The following is an 18,123-nucleotide window of genomic DNA, read 5'->3' as shown; positions in this document are numbered from 1 at the left end:
TGTTATCCGGAATAACCGGAAGCAGGTGAGCCAGCGCTAATGCTGCCGCCATGCCGCCAAATACCGCCCGGCCCTGACCCCAGGCCGGTGGCACCATGATGTTGATGCTGTCAGGCATGTTGGCGCCGAACTGCTGCATAATGTCAGAAAAATGCATCGTCATTACTCCAAAGTAGTCGTTAGCCGGTTTCTGAATCCGCGGTTCAGCCCGCTGTGCAGGTATCAGCCCGCTGGCCGGCGCGTTTTTTTTAATTAATGCATTGCCCCGGGGTACCGCTAAGCAGCATGTTGTTGTGCCCGGCAGCAGGTAAATAATAGTACAGCGAGACAAGCTGCCAGCCATTACCGGTGTTGCCCCACTGCATACTGTTAATGCCGGTAAAGTCAGCGTCTTTCTGTGTTGGATCACGTCTTGATTCAACCAGGCTGAGCACGGTGGCGAAGCCCTCTGTTACCCGCATCTCCCGCGCAATTTCGCACTCATAAAAGCCATAGGGTTTAATCCGATCCTGACTGGCGATAAAGTCGCTTGCCGGCTGCACCTTCAGATCAGGCTGCCCTTCTTTTTGTCTGATACCAGCGACAATGGCATCGTCGGCAAATATTTGGTTAAGCATCGCAATATCGGGTTTGCTTTGCGGCGCATTAGACAGGCTTTGCCAGAGGCTGCTGACCTGGCGCTGCAGCGCGGGTGTATCGGCCGGTGCTGTTAAGGCGGCAGTGGCAATAATGGCAGGGATTAGCATGTGCGCTCCATAACGCTTGATAGAAACAGGGCAACAGGCTGACAATTATCTTTATATAAATCAAGGGTAAAACAGCCTTTGCCAATGATAAAAGTCAGGTTGGCGCCGTATCTGCTTTTGCAGCTGAGGTTTTCCGATATTTTCGTGGCCGGAACCGCTGCCACAGCAGCACGATACCGCTCAGGGTAAACAACAGGGCGCTGGCCGAAAACGTAATAAGCAGTGGGTTATTAAAGTTACTGCGATCCTGATAATCCATAATATGCAGCATCCAGAAAAAGTCGAACCAGCGCCAGCTATCGGTGCGTACCCGAAGCACTTCACCGGTGGCAGGGTCGAGGTAAAAGTGGCTGTTATCGCTGTCGGCAAATTGCAGCTGCCAGAGCGGGGCGGTTAAATGCTGAACTTCCTGGGGCAGCTGCTGGAGCAAGCGGGCGGTTTGCAGCTGACCATTGCCCTGATACTGCGCCTTTGCCAGTGCACGAATATCCTGTTCAGTCAGCGGGCTTAGCGCATCACCTGTTGCTGCGTTGTAGCGATAAAGTCTACCCGCATCATTTACCAGATAGACCGGTATTGTACTAAGTTGATTATGCTGCCAGTTCAGGCGCTGGCTCAGACTCAGGCTGGCCTGAGGGCCATGCTGCTTAAGCACCTGTTGCGGGCTGACTGCTGCCTGCTGCCAGGGTGTGCTGAGTGTAAGGCGTAAATGTTCGCCCCTTACCTGTTCTATTGGCAGAACAGCCATCACCAGGCCACTTAAAAACCACAGCGTAATTTGAGCGACCAGAATCAAGCCAAGCCAGTTATGCAGACGGCGGGAAAACTTAACCATTTATTATTATTCTTTATTCACTGATAAGGTATCAAACCAGAAAACCATCGCAGCTGTAAAGTAACAATGCGGGCAACAACGCGTTAAGATAAAAAAAGCCGCCTGACGGCGGCAAATAAGTAAACCAGGTAGTTCACGTAAGAGTGAATTATCGCAAGGCGCACCATTTTTTACTGTAATAAATTGTTAAGCCATGTTTACTGATTAACTGAGGAAATAAACCGTGGATCTGAGATCTGTAACCGGAAAACAAAGGAAATAAGCAGGTATGCTTAAAACTAACGCCTTGTCGGCTGAAACCTGGCTGGATAGGCTGGACAAGTCGTCCTATGCCTTGCCATTGCTGTTTGTGCTGTCAATGGCGGAAACGCTGATCATACCGATACCGATTGAAACCATTTTAATTCCGTGGATGTTAAGTCATCCGCAGCGGCGCTGGACCATTGCTTCGGTGGCGCTTGCCGGTAACCTCAGCGCTGCAGCATTGGGCTATTGGCTTGGGGTGCTGCTAATGGAACAGTGGGGTGCAATGCTGATTGATTTATTTGGTGGGGCGCAAGCATTCAACAGCTTTAGCAGCGAGATTGAGAATAATGGCTTCAGAGCAATTCTGGCCGTAGGCCTTAGCCCGACCCCTTTACAAATTGCCATGTTAGCTGCCGGCGCTACCGGTTATTCATTCCTGTTATTTGTGCTGGCTGTCGGGCTGTCCCGTTCCACCCGCTATTATGGTCTGGCATTGCTGGTGCATATTGCCGGTGAGGCCGCTATGCAGTTGTGGCAACGTTATTCAAAACAGATTGGTACAGTGTTACTGGTGCTGGCAGTAAGCTGGCTGTGGTTTCAGTTCAGTTAATACCACATCAGGGCGGCGGCCCGTTAATTAGCCAAATTCACCAGATAGTGGTGCTTTTGCTAACCCGACATAAGGTAATAAATTTTAAGATTATGAATTTAATATGTTTTATAATCGGCATCTAATTTGCTTCAGCCGTGTCGGACAGTTTAATTAATAACAACAGAAAAAGGACATATGATGAAATTGGGTATGCTCAGTATCGCAGCCGCTGCGCTGTTAAGTGGTTGTGTAATTTATGTGGGCAATGGTCATGCCGGTGACAGACAGCATGAACAGCGTAATCTAAGCCTCAGCGCCGACAATCTTAACCGGCTGGTGGCAGATACCGGTGCCGGCAAGCTGGACATAATAGGTGAAGAAGGGCGTGAGCTTATCGAGCTGCAGGCCAGCATTCACTATTATGACAGTGAAGATATCCGTTTGTCGCTGGTGCGTCGCGGCAGTGATGCGGTGCTGGAGGCCGGCTTTGCCAGCAGTATTCACAACGGCAACAGCCCTTATATTGATGTTGTATTAAGAGTGCCGGCCAGGCTGGCAGTAACGTTAGATGATGGCTCTGGTGATATCGATATCAGCGGGATGCAGGGCGACCTTACTATTGAAGATGGCTCAGGTGCACTGCGACTGAGCGGTGGCAATAATGCCAGCGTGGTCGACGGCTCCGGCGATCTTTTAATCAGTCAGCTTCGCGGTAACCTGGTGCTGGAAGATGGTTCAGGCAATGCTGATATTCGTCAGATCAGAGGCAGCGTGACAGTGGAGGATGGCTCTGGCGATTTAATGCTAAGCGATATTGGCGGCTTAGTGACGGTTGATGATGGCTCAGGTGATATTAACATTAATGGTGCCGGCGGCCTGACAATTGTGGCCAGTGGCTCGGGTGGTTTAAAAATTAATGCCATAAACGGCCCGGTAAAAATTAACGACTAATCCGGATCAGCCAGCGTTGTCACAATTGGCTGTTAAGCCGCGGCTTGTTGTTGCAACGCTATGTTTTGGTACCCAGCGACTGCGCTTAGTCACAATCTGTTGCGATGCTTGTTAAAAACAACTATTGCTGCATTCAGCTTCCCTTGTTAGCATCAGTTAACAAAAATTAAGAGACACTTTATGCGCTGGGTGCGATTTTATTTGCCGCTGTTACTGCTGACGGCTACTGAGACAGTCGGGCAGCAACAGTATTCAGAGGGCGCCTGTATTTTGCTGGATCAGCAGGTTCAGCGTTTTAGTCACATCCCGCAAAGCAGCAGTTACCGCAATGCCAAAAGCGAATATGACAGAAATTGCCTCAGACCCAAAAAGCCAGCAACCCGGCCAGCTGAACCGGTCGTCGCGAAGCCAGCTGAGCCTGAGACGCAGCCCACGCCACCGCGTGCAGCGATAACCACAGAAACAGCAGAGCCGGTTCAGCCGCAACCGGTAGCCCCGGCAGAGACTGCAGCCAGCGCCACCGGTGCTGAGGTTAACTCAGCTGCTGTAACAGTGGCGACGCCCGCTGCGGTAGCGGAAGAATTGTTTCAGACAGAAACCGCTGATACGTCTGCTGAACCGGCTGAAAGCCAGTCGGCGGTGCCTGAACCAGCAGTTATCGGTAGCCGCGACTTGCCTGTGCCGGTTATTATTCCTGAAGAGGCATCAGCACTGCCGGCTGACTGGTGGCGGCCCGCTAATTTAGTAAACCTGCTGTTAACTAATCTGCCGCTGATTATTGCCAATATCTTTGCCTTTTTACTGGCAGTGTTTTTACTGACCAACTGGCTGGGCCTGAATTTACCCGGCTTTAAAGGCATTTTTGCTGAGTATAAATTAAACCGGTTGCTGCGCTGGCGCCTTGCCCGCGGGTATCGCCATTTTCGTAAACTGAAATTACTGACCGCGAAAGAAGAACTGGTGGTGGTAGATCACCTGGTATTAAGCCCGTTTGGTATTTTTGTCATTATGGTCAAGGGCTACCGTGGCAACATTTATGGCAAAGTGGCAGAAGCCAACTGGATGCGGCAGTACTTTGGCAGCAAAAAGCAATTTATGAATCCGCTGCATCAGAACTTTAAAAATGTTGAAGCGATTAAGCATCATCTGCAGCTACAGGGCACCGAGTTAGCGCAACATGTGCATTCCGTTATCGCCTTTAGCCGGGTTGCGCAGTTTAAAACCGAAATGCCGGCCAATGTCACTTATGTTGATACCGCGCCGGCTTATTTGAAAAAGTTCGACGAACCCTGCTTTGATGATGAGCAGTTAAACCGTTTTTCGGCGTTATTGCACCAGGCCAGTACTGCCAGTTAAGAGGGGCTGGCAGGCTGTTCCAGTAATGTCAGGTAAAGGCGTAAGTCCAGCTCCCGCTGATGATAAGCCGGCTCCATATGCTGACAAAGCTTATAGAATGCTTTGTTATGATCTTTCTCGCGTAAGTGCGCCAGCTCATGCACCACCACCATTTGCAGCAATGGCAGCGGCAGTTGCTTCAGCAGCGCCGCGATTCTTATCTCATTTTTGCTTTTAAGTTTACCGCCCTGCACCCGGCTGATTTGGCTGTGAGTGCCGAGGGCATTGTTAATCACATGAATTTTCGGGTCGAATACCACCTTGCTGAGCGGATCGCTGCTTTTCAGCCATTGCCGTTTTAACGCCATGGTTAACTCATATAAGGCTTTATCGGTTTGCACCGGATGGATTTGCGCCGGGTAGCGTTGCTGTAAGGCTGACGCTAATTTGCCGTCGGCCAGCAGCTGGCGAACCTGCTGCTGCAGGCTGTCAGGGTATTGGCGAAGGTAGACCAGGTCTTGCATCAGCAATTAATCCGCCAGACGTTGAAAGGTGGCATTGGTATTTGACGCCATAAAATAGCTTTGCCATTGCTGCAGTGGCAGCTGGTACTGTACGGTCTGGTCTTTATAACTCAGGGTGGTGGTGCCATCTGGCTGCCAGGCTAAATTCAGCAACACCGGCTCACCAGGAACTATATCGCTGGCCAGTGCCTTACGAAACGGTTTGTATCCCGGCATGATGTATTCAAGCAGCAACAGTGCTTTCTCAGCTGCTTTAGGCTTAAGCAGAGAGACCCGCAGATAATCATTGTCCGGATCGCCAATTTGTACATTGGCATAGGCGGAGACATTGTCCTCAGCTGTGGCAAGCGGCGTCAGTGACATAGTAAAGCTGACATTGGCCGGGGCCATTTCCAGCGGTAACGGATAAAGCCCCAATCGTCCTGCCGGGACATGCAGTGCCAGCAGGGCAGGCTTTACATTGCCGGCACCGTTTTGCGGCAGGCTTGGCGCCGGTGACATACTGTGATTGGGCTTATCGCTCAGTCGGTGATAAGTGGCCGTCGTGCCGTCCTCTGCTTGCACAGTGAACTGTGACCCGCTTTGCAGCAGCACTTTACTGCAGCTATTCTGATCGTCAGGGGTAAAGGGTTGCTCGGTAATGATATCGAAGGTTTTATAAGTCAGGTTGACGCAAAGTTGATCACTGTGCTGGCGCCAGTAACCAGTGGTAATAAAGCGTAAGTTATCATTAATACCGTAACCATAGACATCGCCGTTGGCAAAATATGACATATAGCTGCTACAGCTTTTGCCGCCATCGGTTGATTGGCACCATTTGCCCGGCTGGGCACTGGCAAGCAAAGAGAACAGCATAGCTATCGGTGTCAACATCAGCGCAAAGCAGAGGGTATACTTCATCATTACCTCATCTGGGTTGTATCTACTGCGCCTTCACAATAATCAGCAATTGTACAAAAAGCAATCGCTAGTTCAGGGCGGCAATAAAAATCTGTCAGCAAAATCGTGTCCGTCAGGCCCTTGCTGTAAGACTGCGGCGTCTCAAAATATGATTTGTTGTTAGTTATGACCATGTTACTGTGCCGACTACTGACTGGGCCGCAAAAGTATCAAGGTGGCTTTTATGCCAAACACTGCTGATTTAGACACGCTGTTACCGCGTTTATTAACGGAATGCCGGCCACTTTATCGCCAGGGCAAGGTGGCTGACTATATCCCGGCGCTGGCGCAGGTCGCACCGGATCGGGTGGCTGTGGCGGTCGCGACGCTGGATGGCCAGGTGCACAGTGCCGGTGATGCCAGACAGAATTTTTCATTGCAGAGTATCTCTAAAATTTTCGGATTAGTGATGGCAATGAACCGGCTGGACGATGAGTTATGGCAGCGGGTCAATATGGAGCCCTCTGGTCAGCCGTTTAATTCCATTGTGCAGCTGGAATGGGAGCAGGGTATTCCGCGTAACCCGGTGATAAATGCCGGCGCTATTCTGGTTGCTGATGTGCTGGTCAGTCATTATTCAGCCAGTAAAACCGCGTTTTTAACGTTTTTGCGCCGGCTGACCGGTGAAGAAAATATTTATGCTGATCAGCAGGTTTATCTTTCAGAGCTGGAACATGGTAACCGCAATGCAGCGCTGGCCTATCTGATGAAAAGCTTTGGTAATATTGAAGCTGAGGTGCCGTTAGTGCTGGAGCATTACTTTCATCAGTGTGCAACCGCCATCAACTGTGAGCAGCTGGCACAAAGCCTGCTTTTTCTGGCTAACCGTGGCGTGCAGCCCCACAGCAATGAGCAAATTTGCAGCCGGCGCGATGCGCACCGGGTCAATGCCATTTTATCCACCAGTGGCATGTATGATCAGTCCGGTGAGTTCGCCTTTAAAGTCGGGCTGCCGGCAAAAAGCGGGGTTGGCGGCGCTATCGTCGCCATTGTGCCGCAATTTGGGGTAATAACGGCGTGGAGCCCGCCACTGAACCGGTTTGGCAATTCAGTGGTGGCCATGCAGCTTATCAGCAAGCTGGCTGACGAGTTGGGCTTATCACTTTTTTAATGGATAAATCAGCGCTTGTACTGGCTCGGACAGTAAGCGCGGCTTATTTCCGGGTTGCGTAATTTAAGATGTTTGCTGCGCCGGCCGCTGACCCGGGCACGCCATAACCGGAACGAACCGGGTTTTAATTCGTGGCGCATCAGTTTAATCACAGCCGGTTCTGTTAAGCCATACAGCTGTGCTATTGCCTCAAATGGTGTGCGATCTTCCCAGGCCATTTCAATAATCCGGGATAAATCTGCCGTGCTGAAAGAATTGCTCATCATGCTGTATCCTGACTGCTCTGGATAAACTTATCACCCAAAAGACCTGCCCCTAAATGTCCTACCTTGACATAAATAAGTGCACCCTCAGTTCCGGTAAACGGGGTATGCTGGCTATAACGGGGGCTGCGCAGCCAGCTGCCTGCCGGATACCGGCCATTTTCATCGCAGAACACGCCTTCCAGCACCAGAATTTCCTCGCCGCCAACATGAGTATGCCGGCTAAACCGGGTATCGGGCGCCCAGCGCACCAGCGCGGTACTAACGCCATCATGCTCATGTAACGGTAACACCGATAGCCCCGGGACTAAACCCGGCCGCCATGGTTGCTGACGGGTATCAATAGCGAGCTGTTGCGTGTCGTTAGCCGCAAATTGCCACAGCTTGACCAGTAAGGTACAACCGTCTTTCGAAAAGGGCTGATGCGAGCTACCTGGCGGGTTTCGCAAGTAGCTTCCGGCCGGGTAGTCTCCATGCTCATCGCTGAATACACCATCAAGCACCAGGATTTCTTCACCGCCGTCGTGGGTATGGCGGCTATAACCACTGCCGGCGGCATAACGGACAATGCTGGTGGCGCGGGCCACTTCGTCTCCGGCCCGGTCCAGCATCATCCGGCTGACCCCGGCCAGCGGGGAGGCGACAAACTGATACTGCTCAGGCCGTATCAGCACCCGCTTAGTAAAGTCGCTGTTCAGTTGCATTACCGGCTGGCCTTTAACCAAAGTGGCAAAAGCACAACTTATTGCCATCAATATCTTTTACGTACGCGCCGTAGAACTTACCGGCAATACGCTGACCCGGTGCGCCGTCACAGCTGGCACCCAGCGCAATTGCTTTGTGATACAGCGCATCGACCTGCTCTTTTGAGCCGGGCTGAAACGACACCATATTGCCATTGCCCGGGGTAGCAGGCTGCTGGTTAAATGGCTCGCAGACTGCCAGCATGGGTTGAGCCATGCTTTTGCCAAAAAAAGCAATCCGGCCCATATCCAGCAGCGCTTTTGCGCCAACCTCTGCCAGCAACTCACCATAAAAGGTCTTGGCCGCGGCTAAATTATTTACACCCAGTGTTACGTAACTAATCATTGAAATTACTCCGGTTAATATTAAACATGTGCTGATGGTCACTGCTTACGACCGCTACCTGAGCTTGGAGCAGTAAGCCGTCACTTTTATTTTGAGCGTCTCAGGCAGCGTTACCGCTGTCTGTCAGCACGGGCGAGCAAGAGTCCGGGTTCTCCCGGGCATTAATGCGTCATTGGGCTGACAGGTGGCGGCGTAAAGTAGCGTAACTGCTTAGCAGCGGCATAACCTGACAGCGCCTGATGAATATAGGTTTTGTGCAATGACTGCTCTGAAACAGCATAGTAGGTATTGATGCTGTCGAGCAGTTGCCGGTTATACGTTGTTGCGACAGGCAGAAAACGTTGCGCCATAAAAAAAGTAAACGGCGCCTCGTAGGTCAGTAATGCATTGCTGCGGCCCTTAATAAACATTTCTATGGCATCGATGCTATCGGGCAGATCAACAAACTGATAGCCCTGCGCGCTCAATCGCTGCCGTTGACCACTGTAGTCGAAGCCGCGTATTGCCGCTATTGTCGGTTTTTCAACAGAATTAAGCGCACCAGCAGGCGTATCGTTGCTAAGCAGAACTAATGATAGCTGGGTATACGGCGGTTCGATAAAACGAATATTGGCCGGCAAGGCTTTAGTCTGTTTAATATTAATGGTGAGATCAATTTCGCCGGTACCCAGCATTTTGTAAAGCCGGGCAGCAGTTGCGCAAACGGCAACAACTTTTATATCAGCAGTTTCCAGAATCTCACGGGTTAAATCTATCGCTTCGCCGCCGCAAACATCATTATCTGTCATTACAGAATAGGGCGGGAAGTTATGCAACCCCATTCGTATCTCGACATTGGCAAGGGTCATAAAGTGACAACATAACAGGAAAAGCAGTAACCAGCGCATGACAATCCTTTAAGATAATACTGTTATATCCTAGTTTGCTTAACGAAATGCTGCCATGCTGCTGTTTACAATCTGCAGGCTTTACGCTTCTATTGTGTGAGGCAACCGCAATTAGCCATGCTTACCCACTGACCAGCCTGCAGCAGCGAGCAGCGCGTCGCCTGATGCCTGGGCACCTTCTTCCAGGGTGGTGGCCATCGAATCGTTCCAGCGGTTTAAATAGCCAAACAGCGCAATAACCCCCATGATTTCCACTATCTCACCGTTGTCCCAGTGCTGATGCATCGCCGCCTGTATGGCATCATCTACTGCATTGGGCACCTGAGAAGCCGCAATCGCCAGCTCGAGTGCGGCGCGCTCGGCATCATTAAACGCCGGATGGCTTTGAAACTGCCAGATATTGGCCAGCTGCTCATCCGGCGCGCCATAACGCTCCGCCGCCCGGATGGTATGGGCCTGACAATAGCGACAGCCAGTGGCATGACTGGAAACATAGGCGATAAGCCGTTTCAGTGCCGAGGTTACCCGGCCTTTATTTTCCATGACCGCCATATTCAGCTGAATAAAGGCTTTGGCAATGGCCGGGCGGTGGCTCATGGTCAGCACGCTGTTCGGACAAAATCCCAGCGTTTCATTAAAAAACGTTGCCAGTTCAGCCACATCAGGGTTGGTATCGGCAGCCAGTGGTGGCACAAACGCCATAAAAACTCCTTGATAGCCACAATGAAATAACCATAACTCTAGCACTTGCCGCGGCCAATATCACCGCTTTTCATGGCGTTGGTTGTATCTGGCCGACTGGTTTTGCCAGCCCCGGTTTCGTTGCTTAAACTGTACTGACTGATTGTTTATGACTCACTCTGTTATTAGAGGCCTGACATGTTAAAACGAATTTTCAGCGTCAGTATGCTAAGCCTGATGCTGCTAACCGGTTGTAAGCCTGCAGACGAGCCGGCAGACGTTAATCTGCCGGCCGATAAAGGTACCCGGTTGCAACAGGCCAAAGCATCGGGGGCAGGCGAGCTTACCGTGCTGTATGTGCCAGCGCAGGGCTTTGCTTATGTCAACCAGGACAACTTGCTGACCGGCGTCAGTGTGGAGATAATGCGTGATTTTGCTGCATGGCTTAACAGCAGCCAGCAGTTATCGCTGACCCTGAATTTTGTGGCAGAGCCTGACTGGAACCGGTTTTACCAAAGAGTAGTTGGGGCAGAAGGCGGAGTGTTTGGCCTTGGTAATGTGGCTATTACCAAAGACAGGGTTAATGAGCTGCAGTTTTCGCCGCCCTATTTAAACCAGGTGGCCCTGTTGATAACGCACAGCGATATTGCCCCTTTGCCAAGCCTGGCCCAGCTTAGTGAGCACTTTAACACGCTAAAGCCATTAGCGGTTGCCGGCACGCTGCACGAAGTACAAATCCGGGCATTGCGGGATCAGTACCAGCCTGACGCAGACATCGGCCGGGTGGAGACTGAGCAGCAACTGCTGGAGCTTATCGCAGCTGGTGCCTGGTATGGTTATGTTGATGCCTATAATTTAGCGCTGGCCCTGCGCCAGGGGATGCCGCTGCGTCATCATCGACCGGCCGCTAATCAGGGCGCGCTGCTGGGCATAATTATGCCACTGAACAGTGACTGGGCATTGCTGCTGAACGACTTTTTTAATAATGGCCAGGGCTATCGCAACAGCAAGCGCTACCAACAGATTTTACAACAGCATTTAGGGCCTGAAGTTGCCGCTGTGCTGGAGGGCGCCCGCCGGACTCAACCCTGACCCGCGGGGCAGACGTTTGCAACGTCCTTTATCCGGGGGCTTTATGAAATTTCCGGTGCAGGTTTTCACCTATTACCAGCATGCAGGGCGTTAAAAACAGCGTCAGCAGGGTGGCGAAGGTTAAGCCCCCGGCAATAGCGCTCGACAGCTGGGTCCACCACTGAGTGGAGGGGGCACCAAAGCCCAGGCTCGGTTCCAGCAGGTTGACATTAACCGCCAGCACCATCGGCATTAAACCGAGCACTGTCGTCACCGAGGTTAACAGCACTGGCCGTAAACGCAGGCAGCCGGTTTCGAGCGCCGCGTCCATGGCTGACATGCCGCTTTGTCGCAGCTGATTAAAGGTATCGATTAACACGATATTGTTATTGACCACAATGCCGGCCAGACCAATGATACCCATACCGACCATGACGATGCCAAAACTCTGGCCGTTGACCAGCAGCCCCAGCAAGACCCCGGCGGTTGAAAAAACAATCGCTGACAGTACCAGTAAGCTTTGGTACCAGCTGTTAAATTGCACCAGCAAAATCATCAGCATTAAAAAGATTGCCGTGGCAAACGCGCCCAGTAAAAAGGTCATCGCTTCCTGCTGATCGGCACTTTCCCCGGCTGTTTTGACATTAACATTGGCCGGCAGCTGCAAATCGGTCTTCAGCAGTGCCTGCAGGCGCTCACTTACCTGAGCGCCTTCTGCTAAATCGCTTTTTATCGTGATTGCCCGGTTGCCATCTATCCGCTTAATGACACTGGTTTTGGCAGCTGGTACCAGCTTTACAAAGTTACTGAGCGGCACCTGGCCCCGGACTGTCTGAATCGTCAGCCGGCCCAGCTGATCCAGTGAGCGCCAGGACTGCGGGAATCTGACCCGGATATCCACTTCGTCGCTGGCATATTCCGGCCGGTATTTTGCCAGTAACAAGCCGTTACTGATCATCTGCACCGCATTGCCGACGGTCAGCACATCAGCACCAAAGCGGGCAGCAGCCGAGCGGTCAACTTCTATCCGCCACTCTATGCCGGGCAGGCTGCGGTCATCTTCAATATCAACAAACCCCGCCATCTGCTCCATCTGGCTGATAATCTTATCCACCGCGCGTTCGGTCGCTGCCGTGTCGTTACTGCTAACCTGCAGTTCAATCGGTTTGCCGGCGGCAGGGCCTTCCTGCTGCTGACGAAACTCGAGAATAATGCCGGGTATTCCGGCAGTCAGCTTACGCATATCATCCAGAATGACTGCCGCCTTGCGCCGCTGATGCCAGTCAATAAACTGAAATTGCAACGTGCCAATGACATCGGGTGCCAGCTCACCACTGCTACTGGCCAGGGAGCGGGCATACAGTGCTTTTACCTCGGCTAACCCGAGCAGACGCTGCTCAACCTGCCTGAGCAGGGCGTCTTTTTCATAAATAGACATATCGCCCCGGGCCCGTACCCACACCTGGGCCGATTCCGGTTCAACATCGGGAAAAAATTCCAGGCCATGATTGTATTTGCCGTAAGCGACAAAAATCAGCGCCATGGCGCCGAGCATGCCAGCCAGCGTCAGGCCGGGATGGCGCAAGAGCCGGCTTAATACCTGACGGTAGGCTAAACCTGCCCGACTGGCTTTCATGCTATGCGGGGCAGGCCTTGCCCGGCTGATACCGCCCATTACCGGCAGAAAAATCAGCGCCATAAACAGCGAGGCCAGTAAACAGAGGATGACGGTGGCCGGCAGATATTTCATAAACTGGCCGACCACGCCGGGCCAGAACAGTAACGGCATAAACACAGCAACGGTGGTGGCTGTTGAGGCAATAATCGGCCAGGCCATCCTGCTGGCGGCATTAGCCCAGGCTGCTTTGGGCTGCTGGCCCTCAGCCAGGTTGCGGTCAGCCAGTTCACTGACCACCACGGCGCCGTCAACCAGCATACCGGCTACCAGAATAAGCGCGAATAATACGATGATATTCATGGTATAGCCCAGGGCGAAAATCATCAGAATGCCGGCAAAAAACGCCCCGGGAATGGTAATGCCAACCAGCAACGCCGAACGCACGCCCATTGTGGCAATAATTAAGATCAGCACCAGCACCACCGCCGTTAACACATTGTTCAGAAGGTCTGCCAGCATGTTTCTGACGTCTTTTGACTGATCCATAATGTAGTTAATCTGCATGCCCGCCGGAAACTGGCTGCTGGCCCTGGCAATTAACGCTTTGGTTTGCTCAATGGTGGAAATAATATTGGCACCGGCCCGCTTTTTTACTTCCAGCACCACCGCCGGCTGACCATTAATCCTGGCAAAGCCAAGCGGATCTTTAAAGCTGCGGCTGATGGTGGCAACATCACCAAAAGTAATCACCGTATCGCCGGCAACCTTGATAGGCATCGACAAGACGTCTTCCAGATCCTCGATCACTCCCGGTACTTTCATCGCCAGGCGGCCGGCACCGGTATCCAGGCTGCCAGCGGCCACCAGCCGGTTATTGTTCGCGACCAGGCGAAACAATTGCTGGTAGTCCAGGCCATAGCCTTCCAGCACTTGCGGGTCGACCACAATTTCCAGCATATCTTCCCGATCACCGCCAATCTCCACCTCCAGCACTTCTGGAATAGCTTCTATGGCCTGTTGCAGCTCGCGGGCGATGTACACCAGCTGACTTTCAGAGACCGGGCCGGATAAACCAACTGACAACACCGGAAATAATGCGACATTAATCTCATTGACCGTCGGCTCATCTGCTTCACTGGGCAATTTGGCGCGGGCCGCGTCTACTTTTACCCGGACATCAGCCAGCGCCTGATCAGCATCGAACCCGGCATCAAACTCCAGCATAACCGAGGCATGGCCCTCGCTGGCGGTAGAAGTCATTTTTTTAATGCCTTCCAAAGCGCGCAGTTCATGCTCCATCGGCCTGACCAGTAGCCGCTCGGCATCTTCCGGGCTGATACCATCCAGCGACATCGACACATACATCATAGGGATAGCAACGTCGGGGTTCGCTTCTTTGGGAATGGTCTGGTAGGCGGTAATGCCGGCAATAAACAAAAACAGCAGCAACATTAAACTGGCGCGGCTGCGATCAATAGCCGCCTGAATAATGGCACTCATAGTTTAGCCTCTGCCACCTGCACCTTATCACCGGCTTTCACAAAGCCGGCCCCCTGCGTAATAATCAGCGCCCGGGCAGGTAAGCCGCTGACTCTGGCGCCCTGATTGTCAGCGCTGACAATGGTTACCGGGTAAAACTCGACCTGTTGCTGCGGATTAACCACCGCGACACCCAGCTGACCATCGGTATTCAGGCTCAGCAGTGCCGGGGAGACTAAATGGACCGGCAGTGGCTGCAGGGTTACTTCAACCGTGGCACTGCCACCGGCAATGCGCAGCAGCTCTGGGTTAGCCACCGTCACTTCAATGTAAAAGCTGCGGGTTGCGGTATCGGCAGCATAACTGATAAAACTGAGCTGCCCGGTCAGTTGCCTGCCATCAAGTAAACGCAGATTAACCTGCTGCCCCTGCTGCAGTCTGGCAATATGTTGTTGTGGGATCTGCGCGGTGACTTTCAGTTTATCGATTTGGACTAAATCTAATAACGGCGTGCCCACTTGCACCACATCTCCCACTTCAACATGACGGCGGTCAATAATGCCGGCAAAAGGTGCCACAGGTTCAGTTTGCTGCAGCGCCAGGCGGGCGCGGGCATATTCTGCCTCTGCCCTGGCCAGTTCACTTTCCAGCCGGGTGAGCTCGGTTTTTGATAAGAATTGCGATCTATCCAGACTGCGGGCACTGGCCAGTTCTTGCTTTTTCAGGGTTAAGTTGGCTTCTGCCTGAGCGAGTAATTCCGTGCGGCCTTCATCAGATAACCGCAGTAAACTGGCACCCTGCTGCACGCTGTCCCCCTGGCGGGTCAGCAGCTCTGTAACCTTGCCGGCTTGCTGGGCTTTAATGCTGACGTTACGCCAGGGCAGGATCTGGCCCTGCGCCACCTGCATCAGTTGATAGGGAGTAGCCTCGGACCAGCGGGCCTCTACCAATGCCAGGGTCGGTTGGGGCTGTTGCTGCTCGGCAGGCACGTCATCTTTAGCAGCATAGTTATCACCGCTGCCTAACCACAGCAGCAAAACCAGCGTTAATACTAGGGCGATAATGACGGGAGAGTTGGCAAATTTTTTAAACATGAACGATCCCTGACGATAACGATAGTGACTAAAACAGTACGTGGTTGCAGAGTCTGTACCGGTAGAACTATACCTACGTGCCTGAATGTAAGCAAATGGCTAACGGTAACGAAATGTGGCGATATTAACATGGAACTGGCCGCATTTGGCTTACTGGCTCTTGTTTTCTGGCCGCGGCAAACCAATTGATTAACTAGCTTACCGGCAGGTTAGTGGCCGGCAACGTCTTAAAATTATTAACTTACAGGATAAAAAATGGCCAGTTTATTTGATCCCATTCAGATTGGGGAGTTGTTGTTACCTAACCGGATTATTATGGCCCCCCTTACCCGGTGCCGTGCAGATGAGGGCCGGGTGCCTAATCAGCTGATGGCTGAATACTACCGGCAGCGTGCGACGGCAGGCTTAATTATCAGCGAGGCGACATCGGTGTCACCACTTGGCGTCGGCTATCCTGATACGCCGGGCATTTGGACAGATGCTCAGGTGGCTGGCTGGCAAAACGTGACAGCCGCAGTGCATGCGGCAGGTGGCCGGATCATGCTGCAGTTATGGCATGTAGGCCGGATTTCTGATCCCCATTATTTAGATGGCGCCCTGCCGGTCGCGCCCAGTGCCATTGCAGCTGACGGCCATGTTAGTTTACTGCGGCCAAAGAAAGCCTATGTTACCCCACGGCCACTGCAAACGGCAGAAATTGCCGGCGTTGTTGAGGCTTATCGGTTGGGGGCGGAAAATGCCAAAAAAGCCGGTTTTGATGGCGTGGAAATTCATGGTGCCAATGGTTATTTGCTGGATCAGTTTCTGCAGGATAGCAGTAACCAGCGCACCGATCAGTATGGTGGCAGTATTGAAAACCGGGCGCGGTTAATGCTGGAAGCGACCGATGCAGTTATCTCGGTCTGGGGCGCTGGGCGGGTAGGCATGCATCTGGCGCCCAGAGCGGATGCCCATAGCATGGGGGATTCCCAGCGGGCCGATACCTTTGGTTATGTCGCACAGCAGTTGGGGAAACGAAAAATCGCTTTTATCTGTGCCCGTGAAGCGCAGGCAGATGACAGTTTAGGTCCCAAGCTGAAACAGTTGTTTGGCGGTGTGTATATTGCTAACGAAAAATTTGATAAAGCAAGTGCTAACGCGATCATTGAGCGCGGCGATGCCGATGCGGTGGCCTTTGGTGTCCCTTATATTGCAAACCCTGATTTAGTCAGCCGTTTTGCCAAGGATGCCAGGCTGAATGATGCCAAACCCGAGTTATTTTATGGCGGTGGTGCAGCAGGCTACACTGATTACCCGAGGCTGGACGCTGGCTAGTTATTAACCATCAGCTATAGTTAGTGATTAACAGGGGCATGGAGCTGACTTGTGATCACTGGCGTTTCCAGTAAAAAAGCAACGGAGCGGATGATAAAGCGGGCCATCAGCTTACATGGCCTGCTACTGTGTGGCTGTCTGCTGCTTATGATTTTTCAGTTACAGGCGCAATCACAGGTTTTGCGGGTGGCAATATCAGACAAAGACCATCCCCCCTATTATTTTGTTGATGATAATGCCACCTTAACCGGTTTTACCGTAGAAACCCTGCAAGCCATAGCTGATAAACTTAATCTTAAACTTAAGTGGCAGCGGATGCCGTGGACCCGGGCCCTTAATTATGTGGAAACAGGGCGGGCGGATGTTACCCCGGTATGCTACAAAACACCCGAGCGGGAAAAAGTATTTCAATTCAGTTATGAAAGCTATTTAACTGATCCCATCGTTTTATTATGTGTAAACCCCTGTCCGGTAACATTTGACGGTACCCTGGCGAGTCTCGGCAACGAGCCTGTTGCCACGGTACGTCATTTCTCTTACGGGGTAGAGCTGGATAAGGTGCCGTTTCAGCGCGCCGATGTTGTAGAGTCTGATTATATGCTGTTTAAGCTGTTGCTGGCGGAAAGAGTCCGTCTGGTCATGACTACTGGCCATGCGGTTACCCATTCAACGCTGTTACAACAGGCCAAAGACCAGATTAAGGTGCTGCAACCGGCTCTGGATGAGGTTGATGTTTATTTCGCGTTTAATAAAAAACCAGGTTTAGCGCCTGGTCTGCGTGATCAGTTAGATCAGGCCCTATCAACCTTTAAGCGCAGCGAGCACTATCAGCAATTATTGGCAAAATATCAGCTGCAGCTGCGCCGGCCATGACGCCTTAAATGTTCAGGCCTGGTACGGACCACCGTCTTTGGCGGTAAAGCGTTTTTCACTCAGGCAACCCTTACTGACCTGCTTACCACTAAGCATACTGAACCAGGGCTCGTTACTCTGTTTAGCCTGCAGCTGAATATCATCAATACCAGCACAGTCTTTGTCGCCGTTGCAGCCATGGCGGTTTAACACCAGCTCGACATGACGGCCGTCATTAACCAGCACCAGTGATTCCGGCGCTTCCCGATGGCCACTTAATGCCACAAACTGCGCCGGGTTTTGCAGCCCGCTTTGGCTGCCGTCAGCAAAAAACGCCAGCAGATGCTGAAAATATACCATGTAGCAGACAACATCTTTATGCGAGCCTGCAGCAAGCGGAAACGTTTTATCCAGAAAGCCTTTTGAGTAATCCATGATCTGCTTGACATGGCGCTCGTTCAGCTGATTGATAACGCTAAGCTCGGTCGCCATCCAG

The 18,123-nt window shown here is 52.1% G+C and carries 19 protein-coding genes; 7 read left to right on the top strand and 12 right to left on the bottom strand.

Annotated features, from left to right (window positions below; genetic code table 11):
- Positions 1-248 precede the first annotated feature (248 nt).
- Together R3177_RS06300 and R3177_RS06295 are read right to left on the bottom strand one after the other, a co-directional pair.
- Complete coding sequence (locus tag R3177_RS06300; RefSeq protein ID WP_318970191.1) at positions 249-746, bottom strand: hypothetical protein; 498 nt, start codon at positions 744-746, stop codon at positions 249-251.
- A gap of 94 nt (positions 747-840) precedes the next feature.
- Positions 841-1,581 carry a PepSY-associated TM helix domain-containing protein gene (locus tag R3177_RS06295; RefSeq protein WP_318970190.1) on the bottom strand — a complete coding sequence of 247 codons (741 nt, stop codon included), beginning with the start codon at positions 1,579-1,581 and terminating at the stop codon, positions 841-843.
- A gap of 268 nt (positions 1,582-1,849) precedes the next feature.
- Between R3177_RS06295 and R3177_RS06290 the strand changes: the two genes are divergently transcribed.
- The 3 genes from R3177_RS06290 (at position 1,850) to R3177_RS06280 (ending at position 4,726) form a co-directional block, all read left to right on the top strand.
- Positions 1,850-2,437, top strand: a complete 588-nt coding sequence (locus tag R3177_RS06290) for a YqaA family protein (RefSeq protein ID WP_318970189.1) — start codon at positions 1,850-1,852, stop codon at positions 2,435-2,437.
- A 177-nt stretch (positions 2,438-2,614) separates the two neighbouring features.
- On the top strand, positions 2,615-3,370 hold the full coding sequence (locus R3177_RS06285; protein ID WP_318970188.1) for a DUF4097 family beta strand repeat-containing protein: 756 nt from the start codon (positions 2,615-2,617) through the stop codon (positions 3,368-3,370).
- Positions 3,371-3,550: 180 nt separating this feature from the next.
- The gene (locus tag R3177_RS06280) at positions 3,551-4,726 is read left to right on the top strand and encodes a nuclease-related domain-containing protein (RefSeq protein WP_318970187.1); all 1,176 of its coding nucleotides are present in this window, start codon (positions 3,551-3,553) and stop codon (positions 4,724-4,726) included.
- On the opposite strand, the gene R3177_RS06275 is transcribed toward R3177_RS06280, so the two are convergent.
- Together R3177_RS06275 and R3177_RS06270 are read right to left on the bottom strand one after the other, a co-directional pair.
- A complete protein-coding gene (locus R3177_RS06275) occupies positions 4,723-5,229 on the bottom strand; it encodes a M48 family metallopeptidase (RefSeq protein WP_318970186.1) in 507 nt (168 codons plus the stop codon). The genes R3177_RS06280 and R3177_RS06275 overlap by 4 nt on opposite strands.
- A gap of 6 nt (positions 5,230-5,235) precedes the next feature.
- Complete coding sequence (locus tag R3177_RS06270) at positions 5,236-6,132, bottom strand: hypothetical protein (RefSeq protein WP_318970185.1); 897 nt, start codon at positions 6,130-6,132, stop codon at positions 5,236-5,238.
- A 220-nt stretch (positions 6,133-6,352) separates the two neighbouring features.
- Between R3177_RS06270 and glsB the strand changes: the two genes are divergently transcribed.
- Positions 6,353-7,279 carry a glutaminase B gene (gene glsB, locus R3177_RS06265; RefSeq protein ID WP_318970184.1) on the top strand — a complete coding sequence of 309 codons (927 nt, stop codon included), beginning with the start codon at positions 6,353-6,355 and terminating at the stop codon, positions 7,277-7,279.
- An 8-nt stretch (positions 7,280-7,287) separates the two neighbouring features.
- Here glsB and R3177_RS06260 read toward each other — a convergent pair whose 3' ends face one another.
- From R3177_RS06260 to R3177_RS06240, 5 genes are all read right to left on the bottom strand, one after another.
- The gene (locus R3177_RS06260) at positions 7,288-7,545 is read right to left on the bottom strand and encodes a TIGR03643 family protein (RefSeq protein WP_318970183.1); all 258 of its coding nucleotides are present in this window, start codon (positions 7,543-7,545) and stop codon (positions 7,288-7,290) included.
- Entirely contained in the window at positions 7,542-8,246 is a 705-nt protein-coding gene (locus R3177_RS06255; RefSeq protein ID WP_318970192.1) for a cupin domain-containing protein, read from the bottom strand. The genes R3177_RS06260 and R3177_RS06255 overlap by 4 nt, the downstream gene beginning before the upstream one ends.
- Before the next feature lie 13 nt (positions 8,247-8,259).
- Entirely contained in the window at positions 8,260-8,631 is a 372-nt protein-coding gene (locus R3177_RS06250; RefSeq protein ID WP_318970182.1) for a VOC family protein, read from the bottom strand.
- A 161-nt stretch (positions 8,632-8,792) separates the two neighbouring features.
- On the bottom strand, positions 8,793-9,518 hold the full coding sequence (locus R3177_RS06245; RefSeq protein ID WP_318970181.1) for a substrate-binding periplasmic protein: 726 nt from the start codon (positions 9,516-9,518) through the stop codon (positions 8,793-8,795).
- 111 nt (positions 9,519-9,629) lie between these two features.
- A complete protein-coding gene (locus tag R3177_RS06240) occupies positions 9,630-10,220 on the bottom strand; it encodes a carboxymuconolactone decarboxylase family protein (RefSeq protein ID WP_318970180.1) in 591 nt (196 codons plus the stop codon).
- A gap of 177 nt (positions 10,221-10,397) precedes the next feature.
- On the opposite strand from R3177_RS06240, the gene R3177_RS06235 reads away from it, so the two are divergent.
- Positions 10,398-11,291: a transporter substrate-binding domain-containing protein gene (locus tag R3177_RS06235; RefSeq protein WP_318970179.1), complete on the top strand. Its 894-nt coding sequence runs from the start codon at positions 10,398-10,400 to the stop codon at positions 11,289-11,291.
- A 28-nt stretch (positions 11,292-11,319) separates the two neighbouring features.
- Here the strand turns inward: R3177_RS06235 and R3177_RS06230 are convergent, their stop codons facing one another.
- Both R3177_RS06230 and R3177_RS06225 read right to left on the bottom strand, forming a co-directional pair.
- Complete coding sequence (locus R3177_RS06230) at positions 11,320-14,388, bottom strand: efflux RND transporter permease subunit (protein ID WP_318970178.1); 3,069 nt, start codon at positions 14,386-14,388, stop codon at positions 11,320-11,322.
- A complete protein-coding gene (locus R3177_RS06225; protein ID WP_318970177.1) occupies positions 14,385-15,461 on the bottom strand; it encodes an efflux RND transporter periplasmic adaptor subunit in 1,077 nt (358 codons plus the stop codon). The genes R3177_RS06230 and R3177_RS06225 overlap by 4 nt, the downstream gene beginning before the upstream one ends.
- Positions 15,462-15,716: 255 nt before the next feature.
- Between R3177_RS06225 and R3177_RS06220 the strand changes: the two genes are divergently transcribed.
- Positions 15,717-16,775 (top strand): alkene reductase, encoded by a 1,059-nt coding sequence (locus R3177_RS06220; protein ID WP_318970176.1) that lies wholly within the window; start codon positions 15,717-15,719, stop codon positions 16,773-16,775.
- Between the two features lie 51 nt (positions 16,776-16,826).
- Entirely contained in the window at positions 16,827-17,648 is an 822-nt protein-coding gene (locus tag R3177_RS06215; protein WP_318970175.1) for a transporter substrate-binding domain-containing protein, read from the top strand.
- A gap of 12 nt (positions 17,649-17,660) precedes the next feature.
- On the opposite strand, the gene R3177_RS06210 is transcribed toward R3177_RS06215, so the two are convergent.
- On the bottom strand, positions 17,661-18,123 hold a 463-nt coding region (locus R3177_RS06210; RefSeq protein WP_318970174.1), incomplete at its 5' end, for a malate synthase.

This window comes from Arsukibacterium sp. (assembly GCF_033722355.1).
Taxonomy (GTDB): Bacteria; Pseudomonadota; Gammaproteobacteria; order Enterobacterales; family Alteromonadaceae; genus Alishewanella.
This window is presented reverse-complemented; position numbering and strand designations above follow the sequence as displayed.

Bases quoted from the DNA above. Each gene is read 5' to 3' on its own strand.
- R3177_RS06235 (WP_318970179.1), top strand. From the start codon at position 10,398: ATGTTAAAACGAATTTTCAGCGTCAGTATGCTAAGCCTGATGCTGCTA.
- R3177_RS06230 (WP_318970178.1), bottom strand. From the start codon at position 14,388: ATGAGTGCCATTATTCAGGCGGCTATTGATCGCAGCCGCGCCAGTTTA.
- R3177_RS06260 (WP_318970183.1), bottom strand. From the start codon at position 7,545: ATGATGAGCAATTCTTTCAGCACGGCAGATTTATCCCGGATTATTGAA.
- R3177_RS06300 (WP_318970191.1), bottom strand. From the start codon at position 746: ATGCTAATCCCTGCCATTATTGCCACTGCCGCCTTAACAGCACCGGCC.
- R3177_RS06220 (WP_318970176.1), top strand. From the start codon at position 15,717: ATGGCCAGTTTATTTGATCCCATTCAGATTGGGGAGTTGTTGTTACCT.
- R3177_RS06285 (WP_318970188.1), top strand. From the start codon at position 2,615: ATGATGAAATTGGGTATGCTCAGTATCGCAGCCGCTGCGCTGTTAAGT.
- R3177_RS06270 (WP_318970185.1), bottom strand. From the start codon at position 6,132: ATGATGAAGTATACCCTCTGCTTTGCGCTGATGTTGACACCGATAGCT.
- R3177_RS06250 (WP_318970182.1), bottom strand. From the start codon at position 8,631: ATGATTAGTTACGTAACACTGGGTGTAAATAATTTAGCCGCGGCCAAG.
- R3177_RS06255 (WP_318970192.1), bottom strand. From the start codon at position 8,246: ATGCAACTGAACAGCGACTTTACTAAGCGGGTGCTGATACGGCCTGAG.
- R3177_RS06240 (WP_318970180.1), bottom strand. From the start codon at position 10,220: ATGGCGTTTGTGCCACCACTGGCTGCCGATACCAACCCTGATGTGGCT.
- R3177_RS06275 (WP_318970186.1), bottom strand. From the start codon at position 5,229: ATGCAAGACCTGGTCTACCTTCGCCAATACCCTGACAGCCTGCAGCAG.
- glsB (WP_318970184.1), top strand. From the start codon at position 6,353: ATGCCAAACACTGCTGATTTAGACACGCTGTTACCGCGTTTATTAACG.
- R3177_RS06280 (WP_318970187.1), top strand. From the start codon at position 3,551: ATGCGCTGGGTGCGATTTTATTTGCCGCTGTTACTGCTGACGGCTACT.
- R3177_RS06295 (WP_318970190.1), bottom strand. From the start codon at position 1,581: ATGGTTAAGTTTTCCCGCCGTCTGCATAACTGGCTTGGCTTGATTCTG.
- R3177_RS06245 (WP_318970181.1), bottom strand. From the start codon at position 9,518: ATGCGCTGGTTACTGCTTTTCCTGTTATGTTGTCACTTTATGACCCTT.
- R3177_RS06290 (WP_318970189.1), top strand. From the start codon at position 1,850: ATGCTTAAAACTAACGCCTTGTCGGCTGAAACCTGGCTGGATAGGCTG.
- R3177_RS06225 (WP_318970177.1), bottom strand. From the start codon at position 15,461: ATGTTTAAAAAATTTGCCAACTCTCCCGTCATTATCGCCCTAGTATTA.